A 15291-nucleotide genomic window follows, 5' to 3' on the forward strand; every position below is an offset into this window, starting at 1 on the left:
CACAAAACCTATCGTTGACGCATGGGCGCCAACCTTAACTTGACACCAATGGCAAGGATGCCCACTCCACAAAATGTGTACTGGATTAAATTATGCATTTTGAAAGATTTTGAGCTAAAAATAGTTTGGAACTTTTACCTTTGATGCCGTTAGGCGTAATGGATACAACTAACCTTACGGGCATTCAAACGATGGAAATTTTAGATGATTTTGAAATAACTAAAGCTGATACTATTCGTGTATCTGCACTTCATGCTCTTGCTTACTGTCCTCGTCTGTTTTACCTTGAAGAAGTTGAGGAACTTTATACTCAAGATGCGGCGGTGTTTGCTGGACGGAGACTACATACAGAGCTTGAGAAACAAGAAGATGAGGAGTGGGAAGAGTTATTCCTGCAAAGTGAAGAATTAGGTTTACGTGGTCGGGTTGATGCACTACGTACTCGTGATGGGCAAACTATTCCTTATGAACATAAACGTGGTCGTTGTTATCGCGATGAGAAAAATCAGCCGCTAGCATGGGAAAGCGATAAGATACAAATCTTGGCATACGCTTATTTAATTGAGTTATCTCTTGGCATTTCTATAAAGGAAGGTCGCATTCGCTATCATGCTGATAATGTGTTAGTTCATGTTCCATTCGATGATTTAGGTCGCGTGGCGGTTAAAGAAGCTATCAAAAAAGCACGAGAACTTAAAAAATCTCCATATCGACCACCTGTAACAGAAAATGAGCGGCTTTGCGCCCGATGTTCACTGGCGCCAGTATGTTTACCAGAAGAAGCTAGATTAGCTCATGACCGTGAGTGGCAACCTATACGCTTGTTTCCTGAAGATGATGAAAGACAGATAATTCATGTTATGGAACCAGGAACGGCTGTTGGTAGAATGGGAGAAAAAATCAAAATCGCTCGTCGCAACCAACCACTGGAAACAATTCCTGCGCGTCAGGTAGGGCAATTGGTATTACATAGCTTTTCACAAATTTCGACTCAAGCACTTTATCTTTGTGCTGAACAGCGTATTGGTGTGCATTTTATTTCTGGAGGAGGACGTTACTTAGGTAGTATTGATAACCGTCAAGGTAGTATACAACGTCGTATTCGTCAATTTGCTGCACTTAGCGCTCCAGATTTTTGCTTGGAATTAGCCCGCAAATTGGTTATTTGCCGCGCGCAAGGACAGCGTAAATTTTTAATGCGGGGAACTAGAGGTAAAACTCAAGTAGCGCAAGGTTTAGAGAAAGCAATTTCTCAAATGAAAGCAGTCCTCAAGCTAGTTAATGGCGCCAAATCTTTAGAGTCTCTATTAGGACTGGAGGGAAATTTAGCAGCATTGTATTTTGGTGCTTTACCTAATTTAATTTCATCAGAGGCGCCAAGAGAAATGCGATTTTTTGGGAGAAATAAGCGCCCAACATTAGATAGATTTAATACATTAATCAGTTTTGGTTATGCATTATTGCTTAAAGATGTAATGAATGCTATCTTAACCGTCGGTTTAGAACCTGCTTTAGGTTTCTACCATCAACCGCGTTCTCAAGCTGCACCTCTTGCATTAGATTTGATGGAAATTTTTCGAGTACCGTTAGTTGATATGACTGTTATGGCTTCAGTAAATCGAAATCAGTGGGACGTTAAAGCTGATTTTGATATCCGAGGAGAACAAGTTTGGTTGAGTGAAGAGGGTAAAAGCAAATTTCTTGAAATTTATGAACGTCGCAAGCAAGAAAGCTGGAAGCATCCAGCAACAGAATATTCCCTTACCTACCGTCGTTTAATTGAACTCGAAGTTCGGTTATTAGAAAAGGAATGGTGTGGTGAGGGTGGTTTATTTGGTCAATTAATCTTACGGTAGGTGTAATCATGGGTGAAATACGACACTTGTATATTATTTGCTACGATATTCGAGAGCAAAAACGTTGGCGCAAAGCTTACAACTTACTCCAAGGATATGGCGAACGAGTACAGTATTCTATTTTTCGTTGCTGGCTTACACAGCGCACGCGAGAAAAACTGCGTTGGGAACTCGAAGAAGTATTAGCTAAGGAAGATAATTTGCTTTTGATTCGTTTATCGCATCAATGCGTCGCTGGAATAGCAGCTTATAACCGTCCAAACACCTGGTTATGTCAACAAAAGCCTTATCGGATTCTTTAATGTAAGGAGAATATATCGTAGAACCGACATTTGAGAACTGGTGCGTGACGCTACAAGTTTTATCAATATGCCCAAGTTTTTTCAAGGCGCCACGCACCTTAATGTAATTATTTTTAGTCTGGTGGATGCAAATTAGCACTTCTTAGCAGACGACGTAAATTTACAACTCCAAAGCGATTTAAATGCAAAGCTTCAACTGTTGCTCTGCCACAGGGTGTTTTACCAATAACCTGCGTAAAATCATCACTCCATTCAAAATGCTCGTTCCATAGTTGTTGTCTAGGATTGTACAATGCAATCTTTTCTCCCGTTTCTAGGTCGAGTCCCTTTAGCTTTGAATGTTTATGACCATTACAGCCAAAGCAACTCCAGGCAAGATTTTCCAAAGTTGTTTCACCACCTGCTTGCTTGGGTTTTATATGTTCGACGGTAAAGCTCTCAGTTGCAAATTGCTCGGAACAACGACAATACTCACAGTAACCACGCGCACGAGATGCTACAATGCGCTTCATTGATTCAGGGGTTCTTGACATTACGCTGCATCGCTATGTGTAGGTGAGAACTCGTCAATCAGCATTTTCAAATCAACGTTACGAAGTTTAGCCAGTTGAATTAATGCTTCTGCACGTTTGGCATCTTGTTCTTCGACGCGCTCAATGTACATAAGTAGTTCTTGATGCTCTGTCTCCGTAATTTCTCCTGCCTCGTTTCGTGAACGCAAATAATTTAGCCTGTCTTGGTCTTCAGGGGACAAACGTTTTTGAATAATTTCAAGTAAGCCTGTTTCTAAGTTTTCGTCCGAAGGTGCCTCCGATGCGTTGGAAGCTTCGTGAGAAAGGGCTTCTAAGAATTCAACTGCCCTAACTAAAGATTCTCCTGGTAATTGTTCTAGCAGCGCGATGGCTCTCTCACGAATGGATGTAGGTGCAGGCATAGCAAAGTTGAATCGTTTGCTTTTATTTTAGCGTTTTATTAGTTTTTGAGTTAACTGCGAATAATTCCCTAATGGTAGGTATTTTGGAGTACTTACTGTCTACGGAAAGTATTTCCGATAAATTTCAACCCGTCTTCTAAGCCACTCCGCCAATACGACCATGTATGACCACCACCTCGAACTCTATAAGAATGTGGAATTTTTAAACGCCGTAATAAAATGTGGAAAGTCGCATATCCATCGTTGCGAAAATCTTCATCGCCACAATCTAAATATAATTTCATAGTTTTGAATATTTCAGGGTTGGCATTTTGAATTAAACGGAATGGGTCATAAGATTTGTAGTGTTCTGTCAGTCGAGATTCACCTTTTAACCCTGCTCCATGCGCTGATGCTCTATTAGATGACCTAATGTACCCAAGATGTATCATCTGCACGACTCCCATGCAACATATATATCACTGGATAAAAGCGGGTCGAAGTTTCATAGTCATAAGGTAGGTAAATAGTGTAGTGGGTGGGTTTAGCTAAAATTTGACTGTGGATTGTCAATCCTTCTCGAATTATTCCTTGTAACATATGTGTTATATCATGTCCGGTTAATTGCCCATATGTAGAGACGTTACATGTAACGTCTCTACAACGGCGTTTTGGTATGGTAATTTTCATATTTACCATTTATCCCGTAAATTAAGTGGTTGTGGGAGAAATTTGGCTTTCTTTGGGTTTGATATCTGGTGTTTTAATCAATAGGAAAAGTAAAATGCCTTGAACGACTAATAGGTTGGTGACCAAAAAGAATGTTGCTTCTTCAATAGGTAGTCCAAATAGTTTAAAACCTGTTGAATATTTCTCTGATATGTACCAAATTCCGTTACCGATAGCAATTCGGTCTGTAACCCATAAGTATAGTGTTGGAAAGATTACTGCATTAAGCCAAAGTTGCTTTATCTTTGATAGTATTGTAGTACCAATAAGCCATTGTAGTGATAGTATAGGCGCCGCCCAAGCTAAAATTAGTCCTAAGTATAAGGTGTTATCTAATTGGAGCATTATAAAACCAGCAATGCTTAGTATGGCACCAAATATAAACATTATTACTTTTAGCCAACCAGAGGAAGACTCATTGTGTAGTGGCTGATTATGACGTAGCAAAAAAGACAGCCATAGTCCCGTGAGAATAGGCTGAAGTAAGAAAAATAAATATTCTTCAATTGGCACATAACCAATTGTAGCTACTACTCGACCAATACCGTATCCCCAAATTTCTCGAAAAACTAAATAATTATCCCAAGGTGTAGTGTAAATCAAAGCCATGAGCGCAATGAGAGGAAGCGCAAGCTTTGCTCGATATCCTCCAATGTCCGCAAAAGGTCTTCGTTGAAGCCATGCAAGTAGTAAAATTGGTGGGATAATAAAGATAAGGTGAAACGTAAAGTAACTCATAATAAAGGTACAAGCTTTTTTGTCAATTTAAAGTTTTTAAGAATTTGTCAAAACATATTGTATTTATTTTCCGAAATTGCCACTGGTGCGCTCGTAGTAATAACCAAGAGAAACAACACTATACTGAACTTATAATCTAAACCTAACGGGGACTTACCCCATAAAAGCCTAATTATCATGATTGGGCTTTTTGATTATCTATATATTGACGTATTAGAAAAGTGATACCAATTAACCCAGCACCAACCAAAGTCATGTCGGTTCTGGGTTCTGGTACTGTTTTGGGAATTTGAAACGAACCTTTTAAAAACGCTCGACCTCTTAAGGGCGCCGTTGGGTCTTCGTTGAGTGGTTCAGTTTCTGTGAAGTTGAACAAACCAGTGGCGCCTGCAAATCTACCTTCACCACCTGTTATTGTCACGGTTCCCGAACCATTCAGTACACCGTTTACATTGTCAATAACCGCAGTTGCATTACTCAAACCAAATAATTTGTCAGCATTGGCGCCGAAGTACATATCCATACCAACAGGCAAATCTTGTACACCGAACTGTGCAGCATCTGGAACAAAGGTAAAAGTACCTGTTACAGGGTTAAACTGACTATAATTTGTACTACTAAAGTTAGTAAGACCGTAAGAAGCATTCGGATTATTACCTGTGATAGATGCCCTTGTTAACTCGGTTCGGATGGGTTGTAGAACAACCTCTGTATCATAGAATGTATCGAAATCAAATACAGTTTGAGCATTACTTTTTTGCCAACTCATTTCAATGCTTGCAACTGACACAGTTGCCGCTACGACCCATGTATTTACTTTAAAAATAGAGCGCATAAATCTTGTATTCTAAATTTAGAAAACCGCAATTAGATTTAATTACACTCGTTAGATTAATGTATTGTTGCAAAATAAGCAATTATTAGCTGTGTTTTTATATGACATCTACCATTAGACAGATTTATTGTAGAGGTGCCGACTTATATTTTTTAAATATTAAGAATAATGTAATTTAACAACACCAGAAGAATATGCCTTTGTTTCAATCAGTTTTAACTTTTGCTCTGGCGCCGACTGGTAAAGAGAAATGCCAGAACCGAGAATAACTGGAATTATTGCAATAATATATTCATCAACTAATCCCTTTTGCATAAATGAAGAAGCAACTAAGCCACCTCCCACTAACCAAACTCGTTGGTATTCTCTGTTTTTGATATCCTTTACAACTTCTTCCACAGAACTTTTGAAAACAACATCCGCGCGCGTTGTCGATAGACTTCGACTGGTTAAAACATAGGAAAGCTTGTCTGGATATACCCAATCTCCAAAAGCTAAAACCTGTTCGTAAGTAGTTGAACCCATGACAAGCGCATCAATTGATTCATAAAAATTAGCATAGTCATTATCATCAAGAGCTTCTTCTGGTGATGGCAACCAATCAATACTTCCATCTGGTCGTGCTATATAGCCATCAATACTTGTTGCTACTTGAATAATATATTTTGTCATTCTTATTTATTCCTTATTTATTGTTCATTTGGTAATGTAACACTAGAAATTAAAAATATCATGCTGTTCCTTAAAAGTTCTTTCCGTAAGACTTAAGTCAAAATCAGCAGCTAATAAATCAATACCATCAATAATTATTGGTATTTGACTGGACTCTATTTGCAAAGCAGAGAAACACTTTTCTCTAAAATAACCTCTTGTTTGAAACCGTTCAATAGCAATTTTTAAAGGACGAATTACTTCGTAAGCATTCTCAGCTTTGGCAATTGCTGACTGAGGAATTGGGAATTTTAATCGCAAAATTGCTAAGTCGATTAAATCCCTTGCTTTAACGTTATCATCCATAAATCTATCAGAGTTTGCAAGTAGCTTTGATGTAAAACAGTCATTAATACTTAAGCAAGGAACAGGAGACCAGTCTGGATACCTGGGTGGGTCTAACTCGAAACGAGACTCAGCAATTATCTCAGTTTTTATGGCTACTTCATCTACAACTACCATCATTCTAATTCCGTACTGGTCAGTTGTACCGCGCGTAACTTGAATTTTGCTGAAATCGCGGAATAATGCTTGATAACCTCCATCTAGTATTATGGTACGAAGATGTTTATAACCTGATGTAGAAAATGGGGAAATAAAATCAATATCTTGACTCCAGCGATATTCTCCAAAATCTAGGGTAATTAAAGTTCCACCTCCAAAGTAAGTATAATTGTTCGCGAGCAATTCCGGATTTAAGCTTTCAAGAACCTTTAAAACTGTATTATGAAAATCGAATCTAAAAGTCATAAGTGATGGTAACAGCCAAGAATTATAGTTTTTTGCTAACTCTGCCAGAAAAATCAGTTCTTCATCCTCAAGATTGTTAAAAGTGTCTCGATATCTCCAACCACGCTCATAACAACCTAACATTTCCTCTGGAGTAAACTGATATACATCTGCTGTTTGCCAGCAAATGGACTCCAAAAAAGGTAATTTATCTGGTGTAGCAATTTTCATCTTAATTTTACCAATCATTTTAATAAAATTTCTTTGAACCCACTCTTCCCTCAAACTTGTGATTTTCGCTTTTAAAATTAAATTATACTTTTATATATAGTTACAAGCAGACTGATTTATGGCTCGCCGTCGTATTTTACAGGAGGGGCAGTCCTACACGTTTCGCTCTTATTTTGAGATGCCTTATGAGGCAGACGAAATTTTGGCAGAATTAGGCTATGCTCTAGTTAGAACACGTCTTGAGTTACCACGTACCAATCGTCAGTTAGAACGTTTAGAAGAGTTACGGCAGCGAATCAATGATGTATTGCCACTAGTTAGTTTAAGCAGTGAGACCGCGCGACGTGAGATACTGGTGGGACCTGCATTGCTGGAAGTTGCTCGATATTGTCAATGCCAAGTGCGAATTGAATATCCTTTATCAGTAAATGATTGGCTGAAAGGAAATTTGGATTATTTTCTCAAGCGCAATCCAGGGTTGTTGGTAGTTGAAGCTAAAAATGATGACTTAACACGAGGGTTTACACAGCTTGCAGCGGAGCTAATTGCAATTTCTGAAGTTGAAGAAGGTGATGTGTTTTATGGCGCCGTCACAATAGGAGATGTTTGGCGTTTTGGTCGGTTAGAAAAAACAGCACGGCAGATTTTTCAGGATGTTTCATTATATCGAATTCCTGATGACTTAGAAGATTTAATGAGAATTTTGGTTGGAATTTTAGAATTAAGTTGATAAAGAAAGATTATTACCTTATTAGGCACAGAAATTACAGAGAATAAACTTACTATAAATCAAAAATATTATGCTTTTATACTTTTTCTTGAGAAATGGCGCCAACAACTCCTTTCACTGCTTGTAGATAATCGGCAGGCGCCAGTAAAATTTGTAAACCACGTTTCCCCGCCGAAACCGAGACAAAATCAAATATTTCAATTATTTCATCTACAAATACTGGATAATCTTTTTTACAAGCTAACGCTGTTACACCACCTCGAATATATCCAGTTAATGGTTGTACTTCTTTGAGGGAAACCGTTTCTACTCTACGATTATTAGAAAGCGGCGCCAGTGCTTTCAGGTCAAGTTGAGTGTTACCAGGAATAACAGCTAAAATAATTCCTGTACGGTCTCCTCTTACTACCAAAGTCTTAAATACTTGTTCAGGTGGTAGCCCTATTTTTTGAGCCGCAGTTTCCGCAGATAAATCTTCTACATCAACTTCGTATTCTCGTAACTCGTAAAGTATATTCATACCATCAAGAACACGTACTGCGTTAGTTTTCATAGCCAAAGTTTTAATTTAAGTGCTTTGTTGGGTTCCGCAAAGCCTTCACCCAACCTATAAATGCTTAATGAATATTCACAACTTTTGATGAGTTTTTTTGGCTACAGCGTTCCTGTAAAGCTTTATCAATTAACTTTGCAACTAACCAGGATACAGAGCGTTCTTCAACTTTCGCCCATTCCTCTAACTCCCTTTTCAATTCGGGAGGTACATAGGCAACCACTCTTTCTAAATCTGTTTTTCCGCCCATGTTAATGGCCTTGTTCTTAATTTTCTAAAATCTATATAAAATATAGTATACAAGTTTTGTGCTAGCTTGTGTTATGCTGTGCCATGCTGTGCTAGCTTAGAATAGGAATATAAAATTAAGTCCGGTTTTATGAATAATCGAAATATACTATCCACTATTGGACAAGAGCAAACACAAAATCATACTGGACTAGTTTTGCTCTCGAACAGAGAACTAGAGAAAATGCGTCGTGTTGGAAAGCTCGCAGCAAGTTTACTCGACCATCTTCAACCAATGGTACAACCAGGTGTGAATACAAAAGCGCTAAACGATGAAGCTGAACGTTGGACTCAAGCAAACGGCGCCAAGAGCGCACCACTTGGTTATGCACCTCCAGGTCATCCTCCTTTTCCAGGTTCAATTTGTACTAGCGTAAATGAGGTAATTTGTCACGGTATTCCTAGCGAGAAGCACATACTCAAAGATGGGGACATAATAAATATAGATGTAACGCTGATTTTAGATGGCTATCACGGTGATACATCAAGAACATTTTTAGTTGGCAACCCGTCACCTACCGCGCGGAAATTAGTTGAAGTAACCAGAGAGTCGATGATGCTGGGTATTTCTGAGGTGAAACCCGGCGCCAGAGTTGGAGATATAGGCGCCGCAATACAAGAGTATGCTGAAGCAAATGGATATTCAGTAGTACGGGAAATGGTAGGACACGGGATAGGCAGAAAATTTCACACCGAACCACAAATTCCCCACTTTGGCAGACGAGGTACTGGCATAAAACTGCGTCCGGGAATGGTATTTACTATTGAACCAATGCTTAATCAAGGAAAGTGTGATATTAAGTTTTTACCTGACCGTTGGACAGTAATTACTAAAGATAGAAAACTTTCTGCACAGTGGGAGCATACAGTTGCTGTTACAGAAGATGGAGTAGAAATTTTGACCCTTCCTTAACCGAAGTAGAGATGCGATGAACCGGAGCGTCTCTACTTAAATTTTGAACAAAGAACAGCTATTAGCTAGCTACTAATATTACTTTTGACTCGTTCCAACTTTTGCAAGTCGCGCTGGATATCAATCTTATCAACTTTTATCTCTCTTAAAGAACGACGTAATCGTTGTTGTTGTAAAAGTTGCACTTCCTGTTCTAGCTGCTCCTGACCTTGCCGAAAAAATTCTCTAGAACTAGAAGGATAAAGACCTGGTGTAATTCGGTCAATTTGGGAAGGAGTCAAATTACCTATATTCGGCGCCGTTTGAGCGATAGTATTAGATTGAGCTAGCAACAACGTAAATCCAGCAAATGCAAGTACATTAAAAATTTTCATTATTTATTGCCTCCTATTTAATACATTCTAAAAATTTATATATTTCTAAATCAGTCTTTAGAGAGAGATACTATTTAATTCACCCAATCGGGTGATAAGAATGCTGAAATTAGTCGTTAATTTTGAATTAATATTACAAGAAGCTGTAGTAAATATATAAAAAATAAGGCATCTTCAATCTAGCCTAAGAAATATTATTAATAACTTACGCAAGTGGCACGTAAAAGCCGTTTTTTAGTACACCTCAACAGGGGTACAATTAATCGCGTCTGTACAGGAGTTAGGAGTTAAAGTTCATAACTATTTTTATGTTTTGTTAAAAGCTGAAGATATTTGAGGTTAGTTTTAGCAATTTGCCATTTTTCTTTGAAGATGGCAGCAGATTCGGCTTTTATAGGGTCTTCTTGATAGGGTAGAATTTGGGTTCTTGCTTGTTGCTGTGCTTCAAGAGTGAGTTCTTTTTGAGGATTCGTTTTATATTTTCTGCCACCCTTATGGTTTGCGTAGCGACGTGCGCGCGTATATCCCATTTGCAGGAATTTTCTTGCCATATCTGCACCAACGAAATCATCTTGTTCAAGATAGGCAAGAAACATGTCGTATATTTTTTCGCTTGATTCTCTGGCTATATCTGGAGACTTAAAACGCCAATAGGGAAGAATCTCAGATTTGTATGGCTCTACTAATAGTACACCTTGTTCGCCTTTGCCAACGCGGTACAATTCGGGATGCGCGCTGAAATCTATATTTTTAAAATCTAAAGAATAATCAAACGCCATAGTAAGATTTTATTTTTGATTATAAAATCTAGATGTGGAGGTTTGCTTCTGCCTTAAGTAACGAGCCGTAAATTACAGGAGTGCAGCTGTGGTATTAAGTCCTCAATCTCTAAAAACTGTATTGGCGCCAGGTGATTTACGAAAAGTACACCATATTGCGCTTAACGTTCAAGATATGCAAGCTTCCCGATACTTTTACGGAAATATATTGGGATTGCACGAACTTACAGGTAGTGAAATTCCCGCAACTTTAGCACAATTAGTAGCAGAGGGAAAAGTGGCTAATTTTGTCACCCCTGATGGTATAATACTAGACTTATTTTGGGAGCCTGACCTATTACCACCCGACCCAAATCCAGAACTGACGTTTACAAGAGCTTACCATCTAGCGTTTGATATTGCACCCGAATTATTTGAACGCGCGGTACAAGTTTTACAGGAAAATAAAATTACAATCGCACATGGCCCAGTTACTCGTCCGACAGGTAGAGGTGTATACTTTTATGACCCTGACGGATTTATGGTTGAAATACGTTGCGACCCAGTTGGCAACGAATGATAAACGGATGTAACGGATAGGTTGTTATTTAGAGGTGATGATAATCATTGTTATACAAGAAGGCGCCTAAAGTTAAAATTACAGGCACTAATTATTTAAAATGAGTAAAAAGCGTTTAAATGTAAAAAAAATGTCTGAACAAGCTAAACTATATGGCGTTATCGAAGACGCAATCAGAAGACCTTTAATTCCTTACGAACCTTCAAGACAGTCTTTGAAACAATGGACAATGTTTGTCTTGAGGGATAAAGGGTTTAAAGTAGTATATGCTCAGAATGCAGATTTTGCAATTGAAAGAGGTGGTGAAAAGCTTTACTTTAAGGTTTCTGATACTGACCATGAGTTAGATGGACAGTTTGGATGGGTGGTATGGAATAGTCCAACAAAAACCCTGAGTGTAATTCCACAAAAAAGTAGTTAAAAGACTTTAAAATTCAAAATACCTCATTCTTCTTGTGGAGCGGGCATCCCTGCCCGCCCTGAATTATTAAAAAGCCTAGTTGTAATTTTATTTACCATAGAGACATGTAGAGACGCGATTAATCGCGTCTCTACACTTTTTTAAATAACATCAAATGCTGCTGTGGTAATAGATTTTTTGTTTTCTGCCATGTTAAACCAACCGCTTGCATTTCTTTTTTGACTTGCTTTTGCGTCATTTTGTGCAGTCCTTTAATCATGATAAAAGGGTTTTCTCCTCGATACTCAACAAGCGCTACTCGTCCACCTGGTTTTAATGCTTTCACAATACCTTCCATCATTTCATAAGGGTATTCAAATTCGTGATATGCATCAACCATTATGGCCAAATCAATACTTTCAGATGGTAAATTTGGACTAGTGAGAGTTGCTAAAACAGGTTCAATGTTATAAATTTGCTTTTCCTGCTTAAAAAACTCAACGATATCTAACATTTCTGGTTGGATGTCAACGGCTAAAACCTTACCTTGTGGTAAAGTCGGCGCCATTAAAAAACTTAGATAACCTGTACCGGCGCCAATATCAGCAACTACATCATCGGGTTGTAGGTCGAGTGCGTTAACTATCTTACTGGGTTGTTCTTCAGCTTCTCGACTTGGACGTTCTAGCCACATGGCGCCAGTATGTCCCATTACATGCGCTATTTCCCGACCCATGTATATTTTACCAATTCCATCAGGATTATGAATCGCTCGTTGAGAGTATCTGGTAGCTGTAATGGTGCTTCCATACACCGTATCAGGGTAAACTAATAAGCTATATGTAAAAAGAATGATAACTAATACGCTTTTAATTAAAGTCACAATTTCTAAATTACTAGTCAAAACGCTAACTTAAATATGATACATTATCTAACCAGGATGTAAATTCTATAGTTCGGGTAAGGTCGTCAGTGACGACCCTACAATTAATAGGCACCTGTTTTGCGTAAAACAACTTTGACAGTTTGCAGTAAGATTTTGATGTCAAGCCATATAGACCAATTTTCGATGTAGTGTAAGTCTAATTTGACGGCATCTTCAAACTTGTCGATATTGGAGCGTCCAGAAACCTGCCACAACCCTGTAATACCTGGAAGAACATCTTGACGGATGAAGTGACGGTTCGTAAACTTTTCAACATCGCGAAGAGGTAAAGGACGAGGACCCACCAGACTCATTTCTCCAGCTAGGACGTTAAAGATTTGCGGTAATTCATCTAAACTGTACGCACGTAGAAACTTACCAATCTTCGTTACGCGCGGGTCGTCTTTGAGCTTGAACAAAACACCATCCTTAATTTCATTCTTTGCCTCTAACTCTTTTTGTAATTTCTCAGCGTCAGTAACCATCGTTCGGAATTTCCAAATTTTAAACTCCTTGCTGTTTAGACCAACTCGCTTTTGTCTGAAGAATACAGGACCAGGAGAGTCTAATTTGATTAGAATAGCAATTACAAGATATATAGGTGAAAGCAAGCAAACTAAAATCGTTGAGAATACTATGTCCATTACTCGCTTCATCCAAAAGTCACTGCCAACAATTATTGGCGCCGAAATTGCCGGACAGTGAATGTTACCAACCATGCACAATGTAGAATTAGGATGTCGAAATTCGTACTCAGATGGAAGCATCTTAAGAGTAATTCCAGCAGTTGAGAAATGCCAGCAGATATATAAACGATTTCGGATAGCGCTCCAAGAAACAAAAGCTTCTGTAATACCTTGCGTGCGGAGAGATTCAAATGTTTGGTCTCGATAAGCTAAATCTAAACAGCTAGAATCTGCAATACCTTGTATATTGTAACAATTTTCTTCTTGAATTAACTTTAAATGGTAATCTCTTTCTTCAGGAGCAGTGATTACGAAAACAGGATGAAGAATCATCCCTTTTTTTCGCACAAGTTTAGTGCATAAATCAAAAAGGAAACGCAATGTACATATGAATGCCGCAGATAAAAACCAATACAGTACTAAAGAAGAACGTGAAATGTAACGGCTTGGTTCGTAGATAAGAATAAATGATAATAGTAGTACTGATAAAGAAACTGCTTTGACAATATCCCAATAATCACGGCGATGATAACCGGGTCTATAAAGTCCAGTAGTGCTGAAAAATAAAAGTTGTATGCTAATATTTAAGTATACAATAGATGGCTCTTCTAACCAAAGAGAGTTTATTGAAGTACCGTATGCAAGTGTTAAAAGCCATGCTGCTATTGAAGATATAGTATCTATAAATACTAATGTAGATACACGTGCTATTTTTATTAACAGTCCTTTCCTTATCAACGTATTTTTAGCAGACCGTAAGTCATAATCATAACTACCTAAAACAATATTTCTAGCAATCACAGTTATTGATTCTCCCAACATTACTTAGTGAATAAAGTCAAAAAATTAAACAAATTAAACAAAGGTTTTCAGACATTCTGTTCCGAACGACTTTTAGAAACAGCACTTTTAGAAACAAGATTTTTAGAAACAACATCTTGATTTTGCTGTGTCTAAGTTGGAATATTTAAAATTTCCAGCAGTAATAACTTGCCTAAAAACCAAGGCTCTAATAAATAGCGCCTCCAAAGTCTCTTTGGCTCGCTCGAAAGACGGTATAACCATTCCAAACCAACTTTACCCATCCAACGGGGAGGAGTGGGAACTTCGCCAGCTACGTAGTCAATACAAGCTCCACTAGTCAAAATAGAGTTGGCATTAATCCGTTCTAAATTATCAAGAATCCAATGCTCTTGACGTGGCATACTCATTCCCACCATTAAAACATGAGGTTTATAAGCATTAATCGCGTCTAAGGTAGCAAGATTGTCTTTACTTTCACAACGAACATCAATATAACCATCGGCACAAGCAATCTGTAATCCAGGGTATTTCTGACGCAATATGTCTGCTCCCTTTTCTGCGACTCCTGGCTTGGAACCTAGATAGAACACTCGCCAGTTTTTGCGAGAAGCTTCTGCCATTAAAGGCCACACCCAGTCAGCATAAGTGACTCGTTGTTCTCGTTTAAGCGGAAAACCTAACAGCTTACCGATGAGAACTAGAGGCATACTGTCAATGTGTGTGTATTCTGCCTTTGCGTAAAAAGCTTGCATTTTGGGGTCATTGTGGTAGATGTAAAGACTATGCAAGTTATGATTCGCAATAATCCATTTCTGATTTTGCTTCACAGATTCCTCAATTAAGGAATTTAATTCAGTAATACTAAGAGCATTTAGCTGAACACCAAGAAATTTATAGGGTTTTCTGTTCATATTCTAAGTAAATGAATTTGTATAGAAGAAGCTTGTTTATAGTTGTCTAGATTTTTCTAGATTCTCGACTTCTCCAAGAAGTCGGAAATCTGATCGAAGATGTAGTGAAAGTACTTCTGCAATATTTTGTGCTTTTGCACTCCACGAGTATTTCTCTCTAATTAATGCATGTGCAGCCGAAGCTAAAGGTTGATATTTTTCTAAATTCAAAGCCGCATCAAGTACTTTTGCTGCTACGTCATCAATTTCATACCCAGTTACTAACAAATGTTTTGAATCTTGAAACTCTTCTACACCTCTCAACCCTTCGGGTGTAGAGATAACT

The 15291-nt window shown here is 38.2% G+C and carries 22 protein-coding genes; 6 read left to right on the forward strand and 16 right to left on the reverse strand.

Features of this window, described 5'->3' with window-relative positions:
- The first annotated feature begins 125 nt into the window (after positions 1 to 125).
- Both cas1 and cas2 read left to right on the forward strand, forming a co-directional pair.
- The gene (cas1, locus tag AC2JBO_RS34345; RefSeq protein ID WP_496958123.1) at positions 126 to 1856 is read left to right on the forward strand and encodes a type I-MYXAN CRISPR-associated endonuclease Cas1; all 1731 of its coding nucleotides are present in this window, start codon (positions 126 to 128) and stop codon (positions 1854 to 1856) included.
- 8 nt (positions 1857 to 1864) lie between these two features.
- A complete protein-coding gene (gene cas2 / locus AC2JBO_RS34350) occupies positions 1865 to 2158 on the forward strand; it encodes a CRISPR-associated endonuclease Cas2 (RefSeq protein WP_496958124.1) in 294 nt (97 codons plus the stop codon).
- Between the two features lie 113 nt (positions 2159 to 2271).
- Here the strand turns inward: cas2 and AC2JBO_RS34355 are convergent, their stop codons facing one another.
- The 8 genes from AC2JBO_RS34355 to AC2JBO_RS34390 all read right to left on the reverse strand — a co-directional run bounded on the left by AC2JBO_RS34355 (position 2272) and on the right by AC2JBO_RS34390 (position 7044).
- Positions 2272 to 2691 (reverse strand): HNH endonuclease, encoded by a 420-nt coding sequence (locus AC2JBO_RS34355; RefSeq protein WP_496958125.1) that lies wholly within the window; start codon positions 2689 to 2691, stop codon positions 2272 to 2274.
- On the reverse strand, positions 2691 to 3092 hold the full coding sequence (locus AC2JBO_RS34360) for a hypothetical protein (protein ID WP_496958126.1): 402 nt from the start codon (positions 3090 to 3092) through the stop codon (positions 2691 to 2693). The genes AC2JBO_RS34355 and AC2JBO_RS34360 overlap by 1 nt, the downstream gene beginning before the upstream one ends.
- A 92-nt stretch (positions 3093 to 3184) precedes the next feature.
- Positions 3185 to 3523 (reverse strand): hypothetical protein, encoded by a 339-nt coding sequence (locus tag AC2JBO_RS34365; RefSeq protein ID WP_496958127.1) that lies wholly within the window; start codon positions 3521 to 3523, stop codon positions 3185 to 3187.
- Positions 3501 to 3761: a hypothetical protein gene (locus AC2JBO_RS34370; protein ID WP_496958128.1), complete on the reverse strand. Its 261-nt coding sequence runs from the start codon at positions 3759 to 3761 to the stop codon at positions 3501 to 3503. The genes AC2JBO_RS34365 and AC2JBO_RS34370 overlap by 23 nt, the downstream gene beginning before the upstream one ends.
- 21 nt (positions 3762 to 3782) lie before the next feature.
- Positions 3783 to 4538, reverse strand: coding sequence for a lycopene cyclase domain-containing protein (locus tag AC2JBO_RS34375; RefSeq protein ID WP_496958129.1), 756 nt, complete (start codon positions 4536 to 4538; stop codon positions 3783 to 3785).
- A gap of 175 nt (positions 4539 to 4713) precedes the next feature.
- Entirely contained in the window at positions 4714 to 5373 is a 660-nt protein-coding gene (locus tag AC2JBO_RS34380) for a PEP-CTERM sorting domain-containing protein (RefSeq protein ID WP_496958130.1), read from the reverse strand.
- A gap of 159 nt (positions 5374 to 5532) precedes the next feature.
- The gene (locus tag AC2JBO_RS34385) at positions 5533 to 6045 is read right to left on the reverse strand and encodes a dihydrofolate reductase family protein (RefSeq protein ID WP_496958131.1); all 513 of its coding nucleotides are present in this window, start codon (positions 6043 to 6045) and stop codon (positions 5533 to 5535) included.
- Positions 6046 to 6087: 42 nt separating this feature from the next.
- Positions 6088 to 7044, reverse strand: a complete 957-nt coding sequence (locus AC2JBO_RS34390; RefSeq protein WP_496958132.1) for a nucleotidyl transferase AbiEii/AbiGii toxin family protein — start codon at positions 7042 to 7044, stop codon at positions 6088 to 6090.
- 118 nt (positions 7045 to 7162) lie between these two features.
- Between AC2JBO_RS34390 and AC2JBO_RS34395 the strand changes: the two genes are divergently transcribed.
- The gene (locus tag AC2JBO_RS34395; protein WP_496958133.1) at positions 7163 to 7774 is read left to right on the forward strand and encodes a hypothetical protein; all 612 of its coding nucleotides are present in this window, start codon (positions 7163 to 7165) and stop codon (positions 7772 to 7774) included.
- Between the two features lie 76 nt (positions 7775 to 7850).
- On the opposite strand, the gene ybaK is transcribed toward AC2JBO_RS34395, so the two are convergent.
- Positions 7851 to 8327 (reverse strand): Cys-tRNA(Pro) deacylase, encoded by a 477-nt coding sequence (ybaK, locus tag AC2JBO_RS34400; RefSeq protein WP_496958134.1) that lies wholly within the window; start codon positions 8325 to 8327, stop codon positions 7851 to 7853.
- Positions 8328 to 8391: 64 nt separating this feature from the next.
- Positions 8392 to 8577, reverse strand: a complete 186-nt coding sequence (locus AC2JBO_RS34405) for a ribbon-helix-helix domain-containing protein (protein WP_496958135.1) — start codon at positions 8575 to 8577, stop codon at positions 8392 to 8394.
- Positions 8578 to 8706: 129 nt separating this feature from the next.
- Here AC2JBO_RS34405 and map point away from each other — a divergent pair, with 129 nt between their 5' ends.
- The gene (map, locus tag AC2JBO_RS34410) at positions 8707 to 9528 is read left to right on the forward strand and encodes a type I methionyl aminopeptidase (protein ID WP_496958136.1); all 822 of its coding nucleotides are present in this window, start codon (positions 8707 to 8709) and stop codon (positions 9526 to 9528) included.
- A gap of 65 nt (positions 9529 to 9593) precedes the next feature.
- On the opposite strand, the gene AC2JBO_RS34415 is transcribed toward map, so the two are convergent.
- Together AC2JBO_RS34415 and AC2JBO_RS34420 are read right to left on the reverse strand one after the other, a co-directional pair.
- Positions 9594 to 9902 (reverse strand): hypothetical protein, encoded by a 309-nt coding sequence (locus AC2JBO_RS34415; RefSeq protein WP_496958137.1) that lies wholly within the window; start codon positions 9900 to 9902, stop codon positions 9594 to 9596.
- A gap of 287 nt (positions 9903 to 10189) precedes the next feature.
- Positions 10190 to 10681 (reverse strand): DUF4385 domain-containing protein, encoded by a 492-nt coding sequence (locus tag AC2JBO_RS34420; protein WP_496958138.1) that lies wholly within the window; start codon positions 10679 to 10681, stop codon positions 10190 to 10192.
- A gap of 88 nt (positions 10682 to 10769) precedes the next feature.
- Between AC2JBO_RS34420 and AC2JBO_RS34425 the strand changes: the two genes are divergently transcribed.
- Together AC2JBO_RS34425 and AC2JBO_RS34430 are read left to right on the forward strand one after the other, a co-directional pair.
- Positions 10770 to 11240: a VOC family protein gene (locus AC2JBO_RS34425; RefSeq protein ID WP_496958139.1), complete on the forward strand. Its 471-nt coding sequence runs from the start codon at positions 10770 to 10772 to the stop codon at positions 11238 to 11240.
- 130 nt (positions 11241 to 11370) lie between these two features.
- Entirely contained in the window at positions 11371 to 11661 is a 291-nt protein-coding gene (locus AC2JBO_RS34430; protein ID WP_496958140.1) for a hypothetical protein, read from the forward strand.
- A gap of 130 nt (positions 11662 to 11791) precedes the next feature.
- On the opposite strand, the gene AC2JBO_RS34435 is transcribed toward AC2JBO_RS34430, so the two are convergent.
- The 4 genes from AC2JBO_RS34435 to AC2JBO_RS34450 all read right to left on the reverse strand — a co-directional run.
- Complete coding sequence (locus AC2JBO_RS34435; protein WP_496958144.1) at positions 11792 to 12454, reverse strand: class I SAM-dependent methyltransferase; 663 nt, start codon at positions 12452 to 12454, stop codon at positions 11792 to 11794.
- Positions 12455 to 12627: 173 nt separating this feature from the next.
- Positions 12628 to 14052 carry a sugar transferase gene (locus AC2JBO_RS34440; protein WP_496958141.1) on the reverse strand — a complete coding sequence of 475 codons (1425 nt, stop codon included), beginning with the start codon at positions 14050 to 14052 and terminating at the stop codon, positions 12628 to 12630.
- Positions 14053 to 14204: 152 nt separating this feature from the next.
- Positions 14205 to 14966: a WecB/TagA/CpsF family glycosyltransferase gene (locus AC2JBO_RS34445; RefSeq protein WP_496958142.1), complete on the reverse strand. Its 762-nt coding sequence runs from the start codon at positions 14964 to 14966 to the stop codon at positions 14205 to 14207.
- 36 nt (positions 14967 to 15002) lie between these two features.
- Positions 15003 to 15291 (reverse strand): glycosyltransferase (locus tag AC2JBO_RS34450; protein ID WP_496958143.1); only part of this gene is annotated, 289 nt, incomplete at its 5' end.

It is taken from the genome of Calothrix sp. CBUCES-K 9914, assembly GCF_059640475.1.